Here is a 15,428-nt window from a genome sequence, read left to right as displayed (position 1 = left end):
GTGTAATGCCGTGGTTATCACTAAAGGTCAATTTGGCCGCTGGTGATAACCACAACTGTTTTATAATCTGAGCTAAATGCTCAGAAAGAGGAAAAAATTGTGGCACGTATAACCCCTATTGAGCGATACCGTAACATTGGTATTTGTGCTCATGTCGATGCCGGTAAAACGACAACTACAGAAAGGGTACTTTTCTATACTGGTCTTTCTCATAAGATCGGCGAAGTTCATGATGGCGCAGCCACCATGGATTGGATGGAACAAGAGCAAGAGCGAGGTATTACGATTACCTCGGCAGCGACTACTTGTTTTTGGAAAGGGATGGAAGCACAATTTGAAGACCATCGTATTAATATTATTGATACCCCAGGTCACGTGGACTTTACGATTGAAGTAGAGCGTTCATTGCGTGTTCTAGATGGCGCAATATTAGTATTATGTGGTTCTTCAGGTGTTCAACCGCAAACAGAAACTGTCTGGCGTCAAATGGAGAAATACTCTGTACCACGCTTAGTTTTTGTTAATAAGATGGACCGTACTGGTGCCAGCTTTTTAAACGTTGTTGAACAACTCAAAACACGCTTAGAGGCGAATGCTGTACCTATCTACTTACCGGTTGGTGCAGAAGAAAATTTTGCAGGTGTTATCGACTTAATTAAAATGAAAGCCATTAACTGGAACGAAAGTGACCAGGGTATGACTTTTACCTATGAAGATATTCCAGCAGAGATGCAAGAAGAAGCCGAAGAATGGCATGAAAATCTTGTCTCTGAAGCCGCAGAAGCCTCCGAAGCACTGATGGATAAATACCTTGAAGAAGGTGAGTTATCCGAAGCAGAAATTAAATCTGCGCTGCGTACCCGCACGCTAAACAATGAAATCGTCCTTTGCTCTTGTGGCTCTGCTTTCAAGAATAAGGGCGTACAAGCAGTGCTTGATGCTGTCATTGAATACCTACCGTCGCCAACAGAAGTTGCCGCGATAACGGGCATTAACAATGACAAAAACGAAACTGAAGGTACTCGTGAAGCCGATGATAAAGCGCCCTTTGCGGCTTTAGCATTTAAAATCGCGACAGACCCATTTGTCGGTACCTTAACCTTCTTCCGTGTCTATTCTGGTATAGTAAAAACTGGCGACAGTATATACAATCCAATTAAAGGCAAGAAAGAACGTTTAGGTCGTATCGTGCAAATGCATGCAAATGACCGTCAGGAGATAAAAGAAGTACGTGCTGGTGACATCGCTGCCGCAATCGGGCTAAAAGATGTTACTACAGGTGATACTTTATGTGATGCTAATCATGTTATTACCTTAGAACGTATGGAATTTCCTGAGCCAGTTATTTCAGTGGCAGTTGAGCCAAAAACCGTCGCAGCCCAAGAAAAAATGGGCATTGCCTTAGGTAAATTGGCCGCAGAGGACCCATCATTTAGAGTGTTTTCTGATGAAGACACGGGTCAAACCATCATTTCAGGTATGGGGGAATTACACCTCGATATCTTGGTTGAACGCATGAAGCGCGAATTTGGCGTCGAATGCAACGTTGGTAGCCCACAAGTGGCTTATCGCGAAACGATTCGTTCAACGGTTGAAGTGGAAGGTAAATTTGTTCGTCAATCAGGTGGTCGTGGTCAATTTGGTCATGTTTGGTTGAGATTAGAGCCATTACCCAAAGGTAAAGGTTTTGAATTTGTCGACGAGATTGTCGGTGGTGTGGTTCCAAAGGAATTTATACCTGCCGTTGAAAAGGGCTGTCGAGAGCAGATGGAAAGCGGTGTCTTAGCGGGTTACCCGTTACTTGATATCAAAGCCACGCTTTATGATGGTTCTTTCCATGATGTCGACTCAAATGAAATGGCGTTTAAAGTCGCTGCTTCTATGGGCTTTAGGGAAGGTGTGCTTAAGGCATCACCTGTGATTTTAGAGCCTATGATGCAAGTTGAAGTTATTACGCCAGAAGCAAACATGGGTGATGTCGTTGGTGATTTAAATCGCCGTCGCGGTATGATCGATGGCATGGACGAAGGTCCAGCTGGTTCTAAGGTAGTGAATGCAACTGTTCCACTATCGGAGATGTTTGGTTATGCTACGGCTTTACGTAGTGCAACTCAAGGTCGTGCATCATACTCTATGGAGTTTTTGCAATATAGCGAAGCACCAAAAGCTGTTGCCGACAAAATAATTGAATCTTAGTAAGGGCAATCACTTAATAGTTAGTGAAAGTCTGGCTCGGTCGAATTGGCTGCGCTTTTAATAAACTTTAAGGTAATTGAAAAATGGCTAAAGAAAAATTTGAACGTAATAAACCGCACGTTAACGTTGGTACAATCGGTCACGTTGATCACGGTAAAACAACTTTAACAGCCGCTATCTCTGCGGTATTAACTAAAGTTCACGGTGGTGAAGTTAGAGATTTCGCACAAATCGATAATGCTCCAGAAGAGCGTGAGCGTGGTATTACAATTAATACCTCTCACATCGAGTACGACACAGAAACACGTCACTACGCACACGTAGATTGTCCTGGTCACGCCGACTACATCAAAAACATGATCACCGGTGCTGCACAAATGGACGGCGCTATCTTAGTTGTTGCGGCAACTGATGGTCCTATGCCACAAACACGTGAGCACATCTTGTTATCACGTCAGGTTGGTGTACCTTACATCATCGTATTCATGAACAAATGTGACATGGTAGATGACGAAGAATTACTAGAACTAGTAGAAATGGAAGTTCGTGAATTGCTTAGCGAATACGAATTCCCAGGTGATGACTTACCAGTAATTCAAGGTTCAGCACTTGGTGCACTTCAAGGCGAAGAGAAGTGGGAAGCGAAAGTTGTAGAACTTGCTGACGCCCTTGATTCATACATTCCAGAGCCAGAGCGTGCAATCGACGGTGCTTTCATCATGCCGATTGAAGACGTATTCTCAATCTCAGGTCGTGGTACAGTAGTAACTGGTCGTGTTGAGCGTGGTATCGTTAAAGTAGGTGACGAAGTAGAAGTTGTTGGTATCCGTGATACTCAAAAGTCAACTTGTACGGGTGTTGAAATGTTCCGTAAGTTGCTTGACGAAGGTCGTGCTGGTGAGAACTGTGGTGTACTTTTACGTGGTCTTAAGCGTGAAGACGTAGAACGTGGTCAAGTATTATGTAAGCCTGGTTCAATTTCTCCACACACTAAGTTTGAGTCAGAAGTATACGTACTTTCAAAAGATGAAGGTGGTCGTCATACACCATTCTTCAAAGGCTACCGCCCACAGTTTTACTTCCGTACAACGGACATCACAGGTGCAGTAGAGCTTCCTGAAGGTGTAGAAATGGTAATGCCAGGCGACAACTTAAAGTTTGTTGTAGAGCTAATCAACCCAGTAGCGATGGATGAAGGTTTACGCTTCGCAATCCGTGAAGGTGGTCGTACTGTTGGTGCTGGTGTTGTATCTAAAATCATCGACTAATATCGATATTTAGAAACACCTTAAAAAAGACGCTTCGGCGTCTTTTTTGTTTCTGTGAGCTAAGGTCATCGACAAAGCTGAGAGTCGTACAGTTGGTGCTGGTGTTGTATCGCTGCTACCTTAAAGAATTCATCGACTACTATCGATATTTAGAAACACCTTAAAAAAGACGCTTTGGCGTCTTTTTTGTTTTCAGTACCAGCACATTCACGGACTAATCCGTGATGAGAAAATACGTTAATAAAACAGTACCATTGGACTATTTTTAGGGATTTTCGCAAGCACCTCGGGTGCGCAGCTGAGAGTCGTACAGTTGGTGCTGGTGTTGTATCGCTGTTACCTTAAAGAATTCATCGACTACTATCGATATTTAGAAACACCTTAAAAAAGACGCTTCGGCGTCTTTTTTGTTTTCAGTACCAGCACATTCACGGACTAATCCGTGATGAGAAAATACGTTAATAAAACAGTACCATTGGACTATTTTTAGGGATTTTCGCAAGCACCTCGGGTGCGCAGCTGAGAGTCGTACAGTTGGTGCTGGTGTTGTATCGCTGTTACCTTAAAGAATTCATCGACTACTATCGATATTTAGAAACACCTTAAAAAAAAGACGCTGTCGCGTCTTTTGGGTTTTGCTAGCTCGGCGCAGCAAGTTGCTTGTGCTAGTTCGGCGCAGCAAGTTGCTTGTGCGCAGGAGAAGCGAGATTAAACCTGAAACTGATTAATCACTTTTGAAAGTGACATGGCATGTTCAGATAAGGTTGTTAAACTTGACTTCATATTGTTAGATACCGCAACCGTATCATCGGTTAAGCTTCTTACGTTTTCTATATTTTTTGATACATCTTCAGCAACATTAGCTTGTTGATCGACGGCATTAGCAATTTCAAATGTTTGACTTTGAAATTGACTGATCACTGAGGAGATATCCGCTAATACTTGTTGAACTTGCTCGGTTAATGACACGCTGGTTTCGGCCTCGGCACAGCTCGACTCCATTACCTCGACGGCATTAACTGCGGTAATTTGTAGCTCTTCGATAATACGTTCTATGTTTGCCGTAGAGTCTTGTGTACGCGATGCAAGCGTGCGAACTTCATCAGCTACAACAGCAAAGCCACGACCTTGTTCACCGGCTCTGGCGGCTTCGATGGCGGCATTGAGTGCTAACAGGTTTGTTTGCTCGGCTATGCTACGAATAACTGTAACTACGTCGCCTATGCTTTGCGTGCCAGATTTTAGGTGTTGCACTACTTTCGAGGCTTCATCAACATTATTTGACAATTGTTGCATTCCGACTGTGGCCTGATTCACAACATCTGAGCCGGTGGCGACCTTAGCTTCGGCATCGGTGACTAGTGCTTTAGATTGATTAGTGTTATTGGCGATATCGTGACTTGTTTGCGCGAGTTCGGTCGCCGCGGTTGCGACTGAATCAATCTCATGTTTTTGTGCTTCAATATTTCTGGTGGTTTCTTTGCCTATGCTGTCGAGGACAGCACTTGAGTTGGCGACGTCTTTTGTAATCGTAATACTCTGTTTCACGAGCTGTTGGATCGAGGCTATGAAGACGTTGAACTCATCAACGAGTTGGCCAATTTCATCTTGCTTTACAGGGGCGATTCGTTGCGTCAAATCGCCATTGCCTTGTGCAATATTGTGCATAGCATGCTTGAGGCTTGCGATGCGTTTGATAAAGGGTAATATCGTTAGCCATACTACCAGTGCGATCAAAACGATAATCGCAATAACAATGGCGATTGAATAACGAAAAGCGGCTTCAACAGGCTCAGTGATAAGCGTTTCGGGGACTAAGAAGCCGAGTTTCCAACTCATGAATGGATAGTCACTTTTAACTTGTTTAAATATTACCTGATAGTTTACACCGCGCCAGTAAACTTGTGCGATGCCGTCGGTATTGTTGGTTATCGTTGCTTGTAGCTGCTCAAAGCCTGAGGTATCTAAAAAGTGTTGGTCAACTGTGGCCATACTATCGCCAGGCTGAAAGCTATCGCTAAAGCCAGGGAAAAACACCAGTTTGCCAGTGTCTGTCATTAAGAATGCCTCACCTTGGTTCTGATATTTTATTGGTGCCAGTAAATTTTTCCCTATGGTGGTAATTAAGATATCCATACCACCAATACCCAGTAGTTTGCCATTAGGCAAATAATAAGGTGACGTTATTGTCGCTGAAACCGAGCCGTCATTATTATCTACTGCAGGGTCTGTAACATGCATTTTACCTTGCGCTAGACCTTCTCCCCACCATGGCCTTTTATTGGTGAAATAGCTGGCATCGTCATAACGACCGTTTAAGTCGAAATACTCAAACGTATTAGCACTACCAAAAAAGACACTTTTAATTGCGGGGTCGTGGCGAGAAAAATAATTGAAGTAGCGAGTAACATCTTGGTATGACTTATTATCGCTAATATTACTTAAGCGTTGATCATATGAACTAAACCAATCAATAACCAGTGGGTTAGCGAAGATGGCGTGGTTAATCTGACCTTTGGCGATAAAGAAATCTCGCACCTTAGTTGCTTGCAAGGTGACAATATTGTCGATATCAGTAATTATTTTTGAGCGGTTATTTTCACCAAGGTGAGATAAAACGAACAAAGACGTGACAATCAGGAGTATCGCAACTGCGCTTGATATGGTGACGACCAATTGGCGCATGATAGAAGGACTAAGAAAACGATTCATATTGAGTGTTACCTACTAAATTATTGTTTTTATTGATAGTTAAGCATACTTACATGAGTGAAAAGTCATTGCATGACAGCGTATTAAGTAAACCTTATCATGCACTTTTACTATTGGCTAGGTGTTTGGCAAGCGTACGAATATTCGCGTTAGAGCATAAAAAAAGGATGCCGAGGCATCCTTTTTAGTGTTAATAGCAAGCTTTGCTTTGAAAGCGACTATTTTTTGTTAGCTGCTTCGCGCTCTTTAACTTCAGCAATAACCGCTTCAGCAACATTGTTTGGACAAGGCATGTAGTGTGAGAATTCCATAGAGAATTGACCACGACCTGATGTCATTGTACGAAGCGAACCAATGTAGCCGAACATTTCTGAAAGTGGTACGTCTGCTTTAATACGCACACCTGTAGAAGAAGGCTCTTGATCTTTAATCATGCCACGACGACGGTTTAAGTCACCAATAACATCACCCACGTGATCTTCTGGCGTAAATACATCAACTTTCATGATAGGTTCGATTAATTGCGCACCCGCTTTTGGAATTGATTGACGGAAAGCACCTTTTGCGGCGATTTCAAACGCAACTGCAGATGAATCGACTGCGTGGAAACCACCGTCGAATAATTCAACTTCAACGTCAAGTACTGGGAAGCCCGCTAGTACACCGTTATCCATCATGCTCTTGAAGCCTTTCTCAACAGCAGGGAAGAATTCTTTCGGTACATTACCACCAACAACGGTTGACTTAAATGTAAAGCCTGAGTTTGGCTCGCCTGGACGAATGCGGTAATCAATTTTACCGAATTGGCCTGAACCACCTGATTGTTTCTTGTGCGTGTAGCTATCTTCAACTTCTTGCGTAATAGTTTCACGGTAAGCTACTTGTGGCTTGCCGACGGTTAAGTCAACACCGTAGGTACGCTTAAGGATATCAACTTTGATATCTAAGTGAAGTTCACCCATACCTTTTAGGATAGTTTCACCAGAATCTACGTCTGTTTCTACTTGGAAGGTTGGATCTTCAGCAACCATTTTACCAATGGCGATACCCATTTTCTCAGAGCCACCTTTATCTTTTGGTGTTACTGAGATAGAAATTACTGGCTCAGGGAAAACCATAGCTTCTAATGTACATGGATCTTTAACATCACATAAAGTGTGACCCGTTTGTACGTTTTTCATGCCAACGATAGCTAAAATATCACCGGCTTGTGCTTCAGTAAGCTCTGTACGATCATCGGCTTGCATTTCAACCATACGGCCAATACGCTCAGTTTTACCCGTAAATGAGTTAAGAACAGTATCGCCTTTTTTCAGTTTACCTGAGTAAATACGAATAAAGGTTAAAGCACCGAAACGGTCATCCATTATCTTAAAGGCTAACGCTTTAAAAGTTTCGTTTGTATCAACTAAAGCGTAACGACCTGTTGGCTCGCCTTCTTCATCGGTTAATGGTTGTGGGTTAACTTCAGTAGGAGAAGGTAAGTAATCAACAACAGCGTCTAGTACTAGCTGCATACCTTTGTTTTTAAACGCAGAACCACAGTAAGTCGGGAAGAATAATAACTCACGAGTACCTTTACGGATACAAGCTTTAATTTGCTCTTCAGTCGGTGTTACTTCACCTTCTAAGTATTCCATTAATAAATCTTCATCTGCTTCTAAGGCAGTTTCGATTAACTGCTCACGATAGATGGCAGCATCGTCAGCCATATCAGCAGGAATATCGGTAATTTCGTAGTTTTCTGGAATACCTGTGTCGTCCCAAACGTAAGCTTTTTGGCTTAATACGTCAACAACACCAACAAAGTTATCTTCTTCACCAATAGGCAAAGTCATTACTAGTGGGTTAGCACCAAGAACTTTTTTAACTTGATCGGTAACACGGAAAAAGTTAGCACCTAAACGGTCTAATTTGTTTACGAAAATTAAACGCGCAACTTTAGAGTCGTTGGCATAGCGCCAGTTTGTTTCTGATTGTGGCTCAACACCGCCACTACCACAGAATACACCGATACCACCATCAAGTACTTTAAGTGAGCGGTAAACCTCAACAGTAAAGTCTACGTGACCAGGGGTGTCGATTACGTTAAAACGGTGCTTTTTCCACTCACAAGTAACAGCAGCAGACTGGATAGTAATACCGCGCTCAGCTTCTTGTTCCATGAAGTCAGTGGTTGATTCACCGTCATGTGTTTCACCAGCTTTATGTATTTTACCGGTTAATTTAAGGATACGTTCAGTTGTGGTTGTTTTACCAGCATCAACGTGAGCGAAGATACCAATATTTCTGTATTTAGCTAAATCTGCCATTACTTTACTCTATTTTATTGAATCACTAAAAAGTGGAATTGTTGAAAATTTGCGCGCGAGTATATCATTACTTAAGGAAAATCGACATAAAAAATTATTGAAGTTGCTAAATTATCCTCGCTTATTGAAAAAAATACCGCCTTTAGCGCGTTCAGCAAGAATCTAAAAAATTGCGGAATATAAAAAAGTGTCGCGTGTTTACTGCTTTGCTCTGCTTATATATAGGTAACTCATATAGTCGCCAATAAAAAGATGAGAAAACAGATGAAAACCGTACTGCGCAGCCATTTTAGCCGCTATTCCTATACCCAAATTTAAGCCATATACCGCTATCAAGGCAGGTAGTGTCAATCAAGGCTAAATACGTTCTGCTTTGGCGAAAGTGATAGTTACGCTGTCATTGGGCTTGCTTGTGGCTTGACTGTCAAGGCACAGATGTTAGATAACAGCACAGTAGGCGGTAAAAGCAAAAGTCGGCTCTCACGCAAGTAATGGCGATGGCTAGAAAAGCCATTAACGACTATCGACAAAGCTTTAAAAGATTCAGGTTATTATTAGTTGAAATTATCACTGGCCTCTGTATAATACGCCTCCACGTCGAGGAACTCTCTGCGTGTATTATCGTTAACGTATTAGTTTTGTACATATAATAGTTAACACACAGCAACTCCGATTGGGAGTTGAATGTTATAGCGATACTCCCCCCTTTTACAAAGAAAAGGTGATGGGCAGTATTTTGTTGTTCTTTAAAATGGGGATTTGATTAATGTCAAATCAAAGAATTCGCATTCGTTTGAAAGCGTTCGATCATCGCTTGATTGATCAATCAACAGCTGAAATCGTTGATACTGCTAAACGTACTGGCGCACAGGTTCGTGGTCCAATTCCACTTCCGACTCGCAAGGAACGTTTCACTATCTTGACTTCACCACACGTTAACAAAGATGCACGTGATCAGTACGAAATCCGTACTCACAAGCGCATGATTGATATCGTAGAACCAACTGAAAAGACTGTCGACGCATTAATGCGCTTAGATCTTGCAGCTGGTGTTGACGTTCAAATTAGCTTGGGTTAATAGGAGTTTTAACATGACTATAGGTCTAGTTGGACGTAAAGTGGGTATGACTCGCATCTTCTCTGAAGATGGTGTATCTACTCCTGTAACCGTCCTAGAAGTTGAAGCGAACCGTATTGCTCAGGTTAAAACTGTTGACAATGATGGTTATTCAGCGCTTCAAATTACTACGGGTAGCAAAAAAGCTAATCGTATTAACAAACCAACAGCCGGACATTTTGCTAAAGCTGGTATCGAAGCAGGTCGTGGCCTGTGGGAATTCCGTTTAAATGAAAATGAAGGCGAAGGTCTTGAAGCTGGCAGTGAAATCACTGTTGAGCTATTCAATGACACGAAATTAGTGGATGTAACTGGCACCTCAAAAGGTAAAGGTTTCCAAGGTGGTATTAAGCGTTGGAACTTTTCAATGCAAGATGCAACACATGGTAACTCACTATCTCACCGTTCAAACGGTTCGATAGGTATGTGTCAAACACCAGGTCGTGTTTTCAAAGGTAAAAAAATGTCTGGTCACATGGGTGCTGCGAAAGTAACTACGCAAAACCTTGAATTGGTTCGTGTCGATGCAGAACGTAACTTGCTTCTTATTAAAGGTGCAGTTCCGGGTGCAATCAATGGCAACGTAATCATCAAGCCAGCTGTTAAAGCCTAGTCCAAGGAGATTTGTGATGGAATTAGCATTAAAAGACGCTTCAGGCGCTCTTGAAGTTTCCGAAGCAACCTTTGGACGTGAGTTTAATGAAGCTTTAGTACACCAAGTAGTAGTTGCTTATGCAGCTGGTGCTCGCGCTGGTACTCGTGCTCAAAAAACTCGTTCAGAAGTTAGCGGCGGTGGCGCCAAGCCATGGCGTCAAAAAGGTACTGGCCGTGCACGTGCTGGTACAACTCGTGGTCCAATCTGGCGTACAGGTGGCGTAACATTCGCTGCTAAGCCACAAGATCACAGCCAAAAAGTTAACCGTAAAATGTACCGTGGTGCCATTAAAAGCATCCTTTCTGAGTTAGTTCGTCAAGAGCGCTTAGTTGTGGTAGAAAATTTTGCAGTTGAAACACCAAAAACTAAAGAGTTAGTAGCTAAGCTAAACGGCTTGGAGTTAAAAGACGTATTAATCGTCACTCCAGAAGTTGATGAGAATTTATTCTTATCAGCGCGCAACTTATACAAAGTTGACGTTCGTGATGTAGACGGTATTGACCCAGTTAGCTTGGTTGGTTTCGAAAAAGTTTTGATGACTGCAACTGCAGTTAAACAACTTGAGGAGATGTTAGGATGATAAACGAAGAACGTTTACTGAAAGTGCTTTTAGCACCAAACATTTCTGAGAAAAGCACTATGGCTGCTGAAGCAAACAACACAGTTGTTTTCAAAGTTGCTACTACTGCTACTAAAGCTGAAATCAAAGCTGCTGTTGAGAAACTTTTCGAAGTTTCAGTTGAAGGTGTTCGCACATTAAATGTTAAAGGTAAGACAAAACGTACTGGTGCTCGTTTTGGTCGCAGAAGCGATTGGAAAAAAGCATACGTTACTCTTGCTGAAGGCAGCGACATCGACTTCGTCGGCGCGGAATCATAGGAGTTTACGAAAATGGCTATTGTTAAATGTAAACCTACTTCTCCGGGTCGTCGCCACGTTGTTAAAGTGGTTAACGCGGAGTTGCATAAAGGTAAGCCTTACGCACCATTATTAGACACTAAGTCTAAGTCTGGTGGTCGTAACAATACTGGTCGTATTACAGTTCGTCACGTAGGCGGTGGTCACAAGCACCACTACCGCATGATCGACTTTAAACGTACTAAAGATGGTATCCCTGCAAAAGTTGAGCGTTTGGAGTATGATCCAAACCGCAGTGCAAACATTGCACTTGTACTTTATGCAGATGGTGAACGTCGTTACATCTTAGCCCCTAAAGGCTTAAAAGCTGGTGATTCTATCCAGTCTGGTGTAGATGCTCCTATTAAAGCGGGTAACACTTTACCACTACGCAACACACCACTAGGTAGTGTTGTACACGCAATCGAACTTAAGCCAGGTAAAGGTGCACAAATTGCACGTGCTGCTGGTACTTATGCTCAGCTAGTAGCAAAAGACGGTGCTTATGTCACTTTACGTCTTCGCTCTGGTGAAATGCGTAAAATTGAGTCAGATTGTCGTGCTACTTTAGGTGAAATCGGCAATGCTGAACACATGCTTCGCTCTTTAGGTAAAGCAGGTGCTTCACGCTGGCGCGGTGTTCGCCCAACTGTTCGTGGTGTTGCTATGAACCCAGTTGATCACCCACACGGTGGTGGTGAAGGTAAAACATCAGGCGGTCGTCACCCGGTATCACCTTGGGGTGTACCAACTAAGGGTTACAAGACTCGTAAGAACAAGCGTACCGATAAGTTTATCGTACGTCGTCGTACTAAATAGTACATCTAATTAAAGAGGAATCACCATGCCACGTTCTCTCAAGAAAGGTCCATTTATTGACCTACACTTGTTGACGAAGGTAGAGACAGCGGTGGAAAGCGGGAATAAAAAGCCAATTAAAACTTGGTCTCGTCGTTCAATGATCATACCTAATATGATCGGATTGACCATTGCGGTCCATAATGGCCGTCAACACGTACCTGTATTTGTAACTGATGAAATGATCGGTCACAAACTAGGTGAATTTGCACCAACTCGCACTTACCGTGGCCATGTCGCGGATAAGAAAGCGAAAAGATAGGGGAAATTAAATGGAAGCTATTGCTAAACATAAATTTGCCCGCGGTTCTGCTCAAAAAGCTCGCCTAGTTGTGGATCAAATCCGCGGCTTGCACGTTGAAAAAGCGCTTGAGATTTTAACTTTCAGCAACAAATCTGCTGCAGTTTTAGTTAAAAAAGTACTTGATTCAGCTATTGCGAATGCTGAGCATAACGAAGGCGCAGACATTGATGAACTAATCGTTAAAACTGTTATGGTTGACGATGGTCCAACAATGAAACGTATTAAGCCTCGTGCGAAAGGTCGCGCGGATCGTATCCTTAAGCGTACAAGTCACATTACTGTGATTGTATCTGATAGCTAGGAGATATTAGAATGGGTCAAAAAGTCCATCCAAATGGTATTCGCTTAGGTATCACGAAACCTTTCGCGTCTACTTGGTTTGCAAGTAGCAAAGATTTCGCAGATAACTTACACGGTGACCATTTGGTTCGTGAATACTTATCTGAAAAGCTTAAGCGTGCATCATTATCAAAAATCGTAATTGAGCGTCCAGCTAAATCTATCCGCGTAACTATCCACACGGCTCGTCCGGGTGTAGTTATCGGTAAGAAAGGCGAAGACGTAGAAAAGTTACGTTTAGCGGTTTCAAAAATTGCTGGTGTTCCTGCTCAAATCAACATCGCTGAAGTACGTAAGCCAGAAATGGATTCGCAGCTTGTTGCTGACAGCATTGCTAGCCAATTAGAGCGTCGCGTAATGTTCCGTCGTGCCATGAAGCGTGCTGTTCAAAACGCCATGCGTTTAGGTGCTAAAGGTATTAAAGTTGAAGTGAGTGGTCGTTTAGGCGGTGCAGATATTGCACGTTCTGAATGGTACCGTGAAGGTCGTGTTCCATTACACACTTTACGTGCTGATATTGATTACTCAATTGCGCGTGCTGATACCACTTACGGTGTTATCGGTATCAAAGTGTGGATCTTTAAAGGTGAAGTAATTGGCAACATGCCATTACAAGCTGAGCAACCAGCAGCTAAGCCGAAAAGAAAATCTAACCGCAAGACCAGTAAGTAGAGGAATAAGTTATGTTACAACCAAAACGTACTAAATTCCGTAAGCAATTTAAACTGCGTAACCGTGGTCTTGCACACACTGGTAGCGCCGTTAGCTTCGGTACTTTCGGGTTAAAATCAATGGAACGTGGTCGTATGACTGCGCGTCAAATTGAAGCGGCTCGTCGAGCAATGACTCGTCACGTGAAGCGTCAAGGTAAAATCTGGATCCGTGTATTCCCTGATAAGCCAATTACTAAGAAACCTCTTGAGGTTCGTATGGGTAAAGGTAAAGGTTCAGTGGAATATTGGGTATGTCAAATTCTACCTGGTCGTGTTCTTTATGAAATGGAAGGTGTTTCGGAAGAGATTGCTCGTGAAGCATTTGCTTTAGCAGCAGCAAAACTTCCTTTCAAAACCACTTTCGTAACTAGAACGGTGATGTAATGAAAGCAAGCGAATTGAAAGAAAAAAGCATTGAAGAGCTAAACGCTGAATTGCTTGAGTTGTTACGCGAACAGTTTAACTATCGCATGCAAGCAAGCACAGGCCAATTAGCACAAACTCATTTGCTAAAACAAGTACGCCGTAATATCGCGCGTGTGAAGACTATCATAACTGAAAAGGCAGGTAAGTAATGAGCGAAGCAAAAATTCGTACACTACAAGGTCGTGTCGTCAGTGACAAAATGGATAAGTCTATCACTGTCCTGATCGAACGTCGTGTTAAGCACCCAATGTACGGTAAGTACATGACGCGCTCAACTAAGTTGAAAGCGCATGATGAAACTAACCAGTGCAACACAGGTGATTTTGTATCTATTCGTGAATGTGCACCAATTTCTAAGTCTAAATCTTGGACCTTGGTAAGCGTATTAGAGAAAGCGTAAGCGCTGAATCTAATTCACAATCTATACATTGAAAAGGCCCTGCATTAGCAGGGCCTTTTTTATAGGTGTAAATCAGTAGCGTGTTTATCGCTGCTGGCACAGCTATTTTTAATTATCGCGAGTGCTATCAGCAACTTGTATTGCGTACCATGGGATAAGTAATCAAAAGCTATAGCAGCCTTAATTTAGAAGCTTTAAATAGCCTTTATCGGCAATATCCCAATAACATCGTATATAAACCTTTGTCTGCACGGTGAAACATTGCTTGCGCTTGATATTAAATAATCCGGCCCAATCTATACTCTGTGTCTTCGTTCACCCAGCGTGTTTTTTGAGTGTTCTAGCAAGCTAACCGAGTTAATTTTAAACACTGGTTATTTTTTAGCTAAATAAAGTATCACTTTTATTTCACTGGTGTTATAATCTCGCGCCCGTTCGTTGTGAGCGGGATTTAAAAGGCAGTGACGGGTCAAATTTCTGGCCTTGAATTTAATCTTTTATAAAGATAATTTAGCGGAGACATATTTAATGATCCAAATGCAATCACAATTGAACGTAGCTGATAACAGCGGCGCTCGACGTGTACAATGTATAAAGGTTCTTGGTGGTTCGCACCGTCGCTACGCACGCATTGGTGACATCATTAAAATTGCAGTAAAGGAATCAAATCCTCGCGGCAAGGTTAAAAAAGGTGATGTTCTTACTGCAGTAGTGGTGCGCACTAAGAAAGGTGTTCGTCGTTCAGATGGTTCTACTATCCGTTTCGATGAAAACGCGGCTGTAATGTTAAATGCTAACTTACAACCAATTGGTACTCGTATTTTCGGTCCTGTGACTCGCGAACTTCGTAATGAGAAATTTATGAAAATCGTATCACTTGCGCCAGAAGTACTATAAGGAGTCACGATAATGGCATCTAAGATTCGTCGTGATGATGAAGTAATTATACTTGCGGGCAAAGACAAGGGCAAAACTGGTAAAGTAACCAAAGTGCTTGTTGAAGAAAGCAAAGTATTTGTTGAAGGTATCAACTTGATCAAAAAGCACACTAAGCCTGTACCTCAGTTACAGCAGCCTGGTGGCATTGTTGAGAAAGAAGCGCCTTTAAATGTATCCAACGTTGCGATTGTTAACCCTGCTACGGGTAAAGCAGATCGTGTTGGTTTTAGAATTGAAGACGGCAAAAAAGTACGTTTTTTCAAATCTAATAACGAATTAATTTAATTGGAGT

General features: G+C 42.4%; 17 protein-coding genes. 15 read left to right on the top strand and 2 right to left on the bottom strand.

The features are described 5' to 3' along the window. Nucleotides 1-99 precede the first annotated feature (99 nt). Both fusA (B6K83_RS05795) and tuf read left to right on the top strand, forming a co-directional pair. Entirely contained in the window at nucleotides 100-2,196 is a 2,097-nt protein-coding gene (gene fusA, locus B6K83_RS05795; protein WP_085284020.1) for an elongation factor G, read from the top strand. 83 nt (nucleotides 2,197-2,279) lie between these two features. Beyond that, nucleotides 2,280-3,464 (top strand): elongation factor Tu, encoded by a 1,185-nt coding sequence (tuf, locus tag B6K83_RS05790; RefSeq protein ID WP_085284019.1) that lies wholly within the window; start codon nucleotides 2,280-2,282, stop codon nucleotides 3,462-3,464. Between the two features lie 708 nt (nucleotides 3,465-4,172). On the opposite strand, the gene B6K83_RS05785 is transcribed toward tuf, so the two are convergent. After that, complete coding sequence (locus tag B6K83_RS05785; RefSeq protein WP_085284018.1) at nucleotides 4,173-6,176, bottom strand: methyl-accepting chemotaxis protein; 2,004 nt, start codon at nucleotides 6,174-6,176, stop codon at nucleotides 4,173-4,175. A gap of 218 nt (nucleotides 6,177-6,394) precedes the next feature. Further along, a complete protein-coding gene (gene fusA / locus B6K83_RS05780) occupies nucleotides 6,395-8,488 on the bottom strand; it encodes an elongation factor G (RefSeq protein WP_085284017.1) in 2,094 nt (697 codons plus the stop codon). A gap of 766 nt (nucleotides 8,489-9,254) precedes the next feature. Here fusA (B6K83_RS05780) and rpsJ point away from each other — a divergent pair. From rpsJ to rplX, 13 genes are all read left to right on the top strand, one after another. Beyond that, nucleotides 9,255-9,566, top strand: a complete 312-nt coding sequence (rpsJ, locus tag B6K83_RS05775; protein WP_070375080.1) for a 30S ribosomal protein S10 — start codon at nucleotides 9,255-9,257, stop codon at nucleotides 9,564-9,566. A gap of 13 nt (nucleotides 9,567-9,579) precedes the next feature. Further along, nucleotides 9,580-10,218 (top strand): 50S ribosomal protein L3, encoded by a 639-nt coding sequence (gene rplC / locus B6K83_RS05770; protein ID WP_085284016.1) that lies wholly within the window; start codon nucleotides 9,580-9,582, stop codon nucleotides 10,216-10,218. 16 nt (nucleotides 10,219-10,234) lie between these two features. After that, nucleotides 10,235-10,840, top strand: a complete 606-nt coding sequence (gene rplD / locus B6K83_RS05765; RefSeq protein ID WP_085284015.1) for a 50S ribosomal protein L4 — start codon at nucleotides 10,235-10,237, stop codon at nucleotides 10,838-10,840. Beyond that, nucleotides 10,837-11,139: a 50S ribosomal protein L23 gene (gene rplW, locus B6K83_RS05760; protein ID WP_085284014.1), complete on the top strand. Its 303-nt coding sequence runs from the start codon at nucleotides 10,837-10,839 to the stop codon at nucleotides 11,137-11,139. Before rplD ends, rplW begins: the two co-directional genes overlap by 4 nt. A gap of 12 nt (nucleotides 11,140-11,151) precedes the next feature. Further along, the gene (gene rplB / locus B6K83_RS05755) at nucleotides 11,152-11,976 is read left to right on the top strand and encodes a 50S ribosomal protein L2 (RefSeq protein WP_085284013.1); all 825 of its coding nucleotides are present in this window, start codon (nucleotides 11,152-11,154) and stop codon (nucleotides 11,974-11,976) included. Nucleotides 11,977-12,001: 25 nt separating this feature from the next. Beyond that, nucleotides 12,002-12,277, top strand: coding sequence for a 30S ribosomal protein S19 (gene rpsS, locus B6K83_RS05750; protein ID WP_077287496.1), 276 nt, complete (start codon nucleotides 12,002-12,004; stop codon nucleotides 12,275-12,277). A 10-nt stretch (nucleotides 12,278-12,287) separates the two neighbouring features. After that, nucleotides 12,288-12,620: a 50S ribosomal protein L22 gene (gene rplV, locus B6K83_RS05745; protein WP_085284012.1), complete on the top strand. Its 333-nt coding sequence runs from the start codon at nucleotides 12,288-12,290 to the stop codon at nucleotides 12,618-12,620. 11 nt (nucleotides 12,621-12,631) lie between these two features. Next, nucleotides 12,632-13,330, top strand: coding sequence for a 30S ribosomal protein S3 (gene rpsC, locus B6K83_RS05740; protein WP_085284011.1), 699 nt, complete (start codon nucleotides 12,632-12,634; stop codon nucleotides 13,328-13,330). Between the two features lie 11 nt (nucleotides 13,331-13,341). Beyond that, nucleotides 13,342-13,755, top strand: a complete 414-nt coding sequence (gene rplP / locus B6K83_RS05735; protein WP_085284010.1) for a 50S ribosomal protein L16 — start codon at nucleotides 13,342-13,344, stop codon at nucleotides 13,753-13,755. Then, nucleotides 13,755-13,946, top strand: a complete 192-nt coding sequence (gene rpmC / locus B6K83_RS05730) for a 50S ribosomal protein L29 (protein ID WP_085284009.1) — start codon at nucleotides 13,755-13,757, stop codon at nucleotides 13,944-13,946. Before rplP ends, rpmC begins: the two co-directional genes overlap by 1 nt. Further along, nucleotides 13,946-14,197 (top strand): 30S ribosomal protein S17, encoded by a 252-nt coding sequence (gene rpsQ, locus B6K83_RS05725; RefSeq protein ID WP_085284008.1) that lies wholly within the window; start codon nucleotides 13,946-13,948, stop codon nucleotides 14,195-14,197. The genes rpmC and rpsQ overlap by 1 nt, the downstream gene beginning before the upstream one ends. 528 nt (nucleotides 14,198-14,725) lie before the next feature. After that, nucleotides 14,726-15,094 (top strand): 50S ribosomal protein L14, encoded by a 369-nt coding sequence (gene rplN, locus B6K83_RS05720; protein WP_070375069.1) that lies wholly within the window; start codon nucleotides 14,726-14,728, stop codon nucleotides 15,092-15,094. A 12-nt stretch (nucleotides 15,095-15,106) separates the two neighbouring features. After that, on the top strand, nucleotides 15,107-15,421 hold the full coding sequence (gene rplX, locus B6K83_RS05715) for a 50S ribosomal protein L24 (RefSeq protein ID WP_085284007.1): 315 nt from the start codon (nucleotides 15,107-15,109) through the stop codon (nucleotides 15,419-15,421). Nucleotides 15,422-15,428 lie beyond the last annotated feature (7 nt).

The organism is Colwellia chukchiensis, from assembly GCF_002104455.1.
Taxonomy (GTDB): domain Bacteria; phylum Pseudomonadota; class Gammaproteobacteria; order Enterobacterales; family Alteromonadaceae; genus Cognaticolwellia; species Cognaticolwellia chukchiensis.
The sequence above is the reverse complement of the archived record's forward strand: the minus strand, read 5'-3'. Positions and strand labels throughout refer to the sequence as shown.

Bases quoted from the DNA above. Each gene is read 5' to 3' on its own strand.
- tuf (WP_085284019.1), top strand. From the start codon at position 2,280: ATGGCTAAAGAAAAATTTGAACGTAATAAACCGCACGTTAACGTTGGT.
- B6K83_RS05785 (WP_085284018.1), bottom strand. From the start codon at position 6,176: ATGAATCGTTTTCTTAGTCCTTCTATCATGCGCCAATTGGTCGTCACC.
- fusA (WP_085284017.1), bottom strand. From the start codon at position 8,488: ATGGCAGATTTAGCTAAATACAGAAATATTGGTATCTTCGCTCACGTT.
- rpsJ (WP_070375080.1), top strand. From the start codon at position 9,255: ATGTCAAATCAAAGAATTCGCATTCGTTTGAAAGCGTTCGATCATCGC.
- rplC (WP_085284016.1), top strand. From the start codon at position 9,580: ATGACTATAGGTCTAGTTGGACGTAAAGTGGGTATGACTCGCATCTTC.
- rplD (WP_085284015.1), top strand. From the start codon at position 10,235: ATGGAATTAGCATTAAAAGACGCTTCAGGCGCTCTTGAAGTTTCCGAA.
- rplW (WP_085284014.1), top strand. From the start codon at position 10,837: ATGATAAACGAAGAACGTTTACTGAAAGTGCTTTTAGCACCAAACATT.
- rplB (WP_085284013.1), top strand. From the start codon at position 11,152: ATGGCTATTGTTAAATGTAAACCTACTTCTCCGGGTCGTCGCCACGTT.
- rpsS (WP_077287496.1), top strand. From the start codon at position 12,002: ATGCCACGTTCTCTCAAGAAAGGTCCATTTATTGACCTACACTTGTTG.
- rplV (WP_085284012.1), top strand. From the start codon at position 12,288: ATGGAAGCTATTGCTAAACATAAATTTGCCCGCGGTTCTGCTCAAAAA.
- rpsC (WP_085284011.1), top strand. From the start codon at position 12,632: ATGGGTCAAAAAGTCCATCCAAATGGTATTCGCTTAGGTATCACGAAA.
- rplP (WP_085284010.1), top strand. From the start codon at position 13,342: ATGTTACAACCAAAACGTACTAAATTCCGTAAGCAATTTAAACTGCGT.
- rpmC (WP_085284009.1), top strand. From the start codon at position 13,755: ATGAAAGCAAGCGAATTGAAAGAAAAAAGCATTGAAGAGCTAAACGCT.
- rpsQ (WP_085284008.1), top strand. From the start codon at position 13,946: ATGAGCGAAGCAAAAATTCGTACACTACAAGGTCGTGTCGTCAGTGAC.
- rplN (WP_070375069.1), top strand. From the start codon at position 14,726: ATGATCCAAATGCAATCACAATTGAACGTAGCTGATAACAGCGGCGCT.
- rplX (WP_085284007.1), top strand. From the start codon at position 15,107: ATGGCATCTAAGATTCGTCGTGATGATGAAGTAATTATACTTGCGGGC.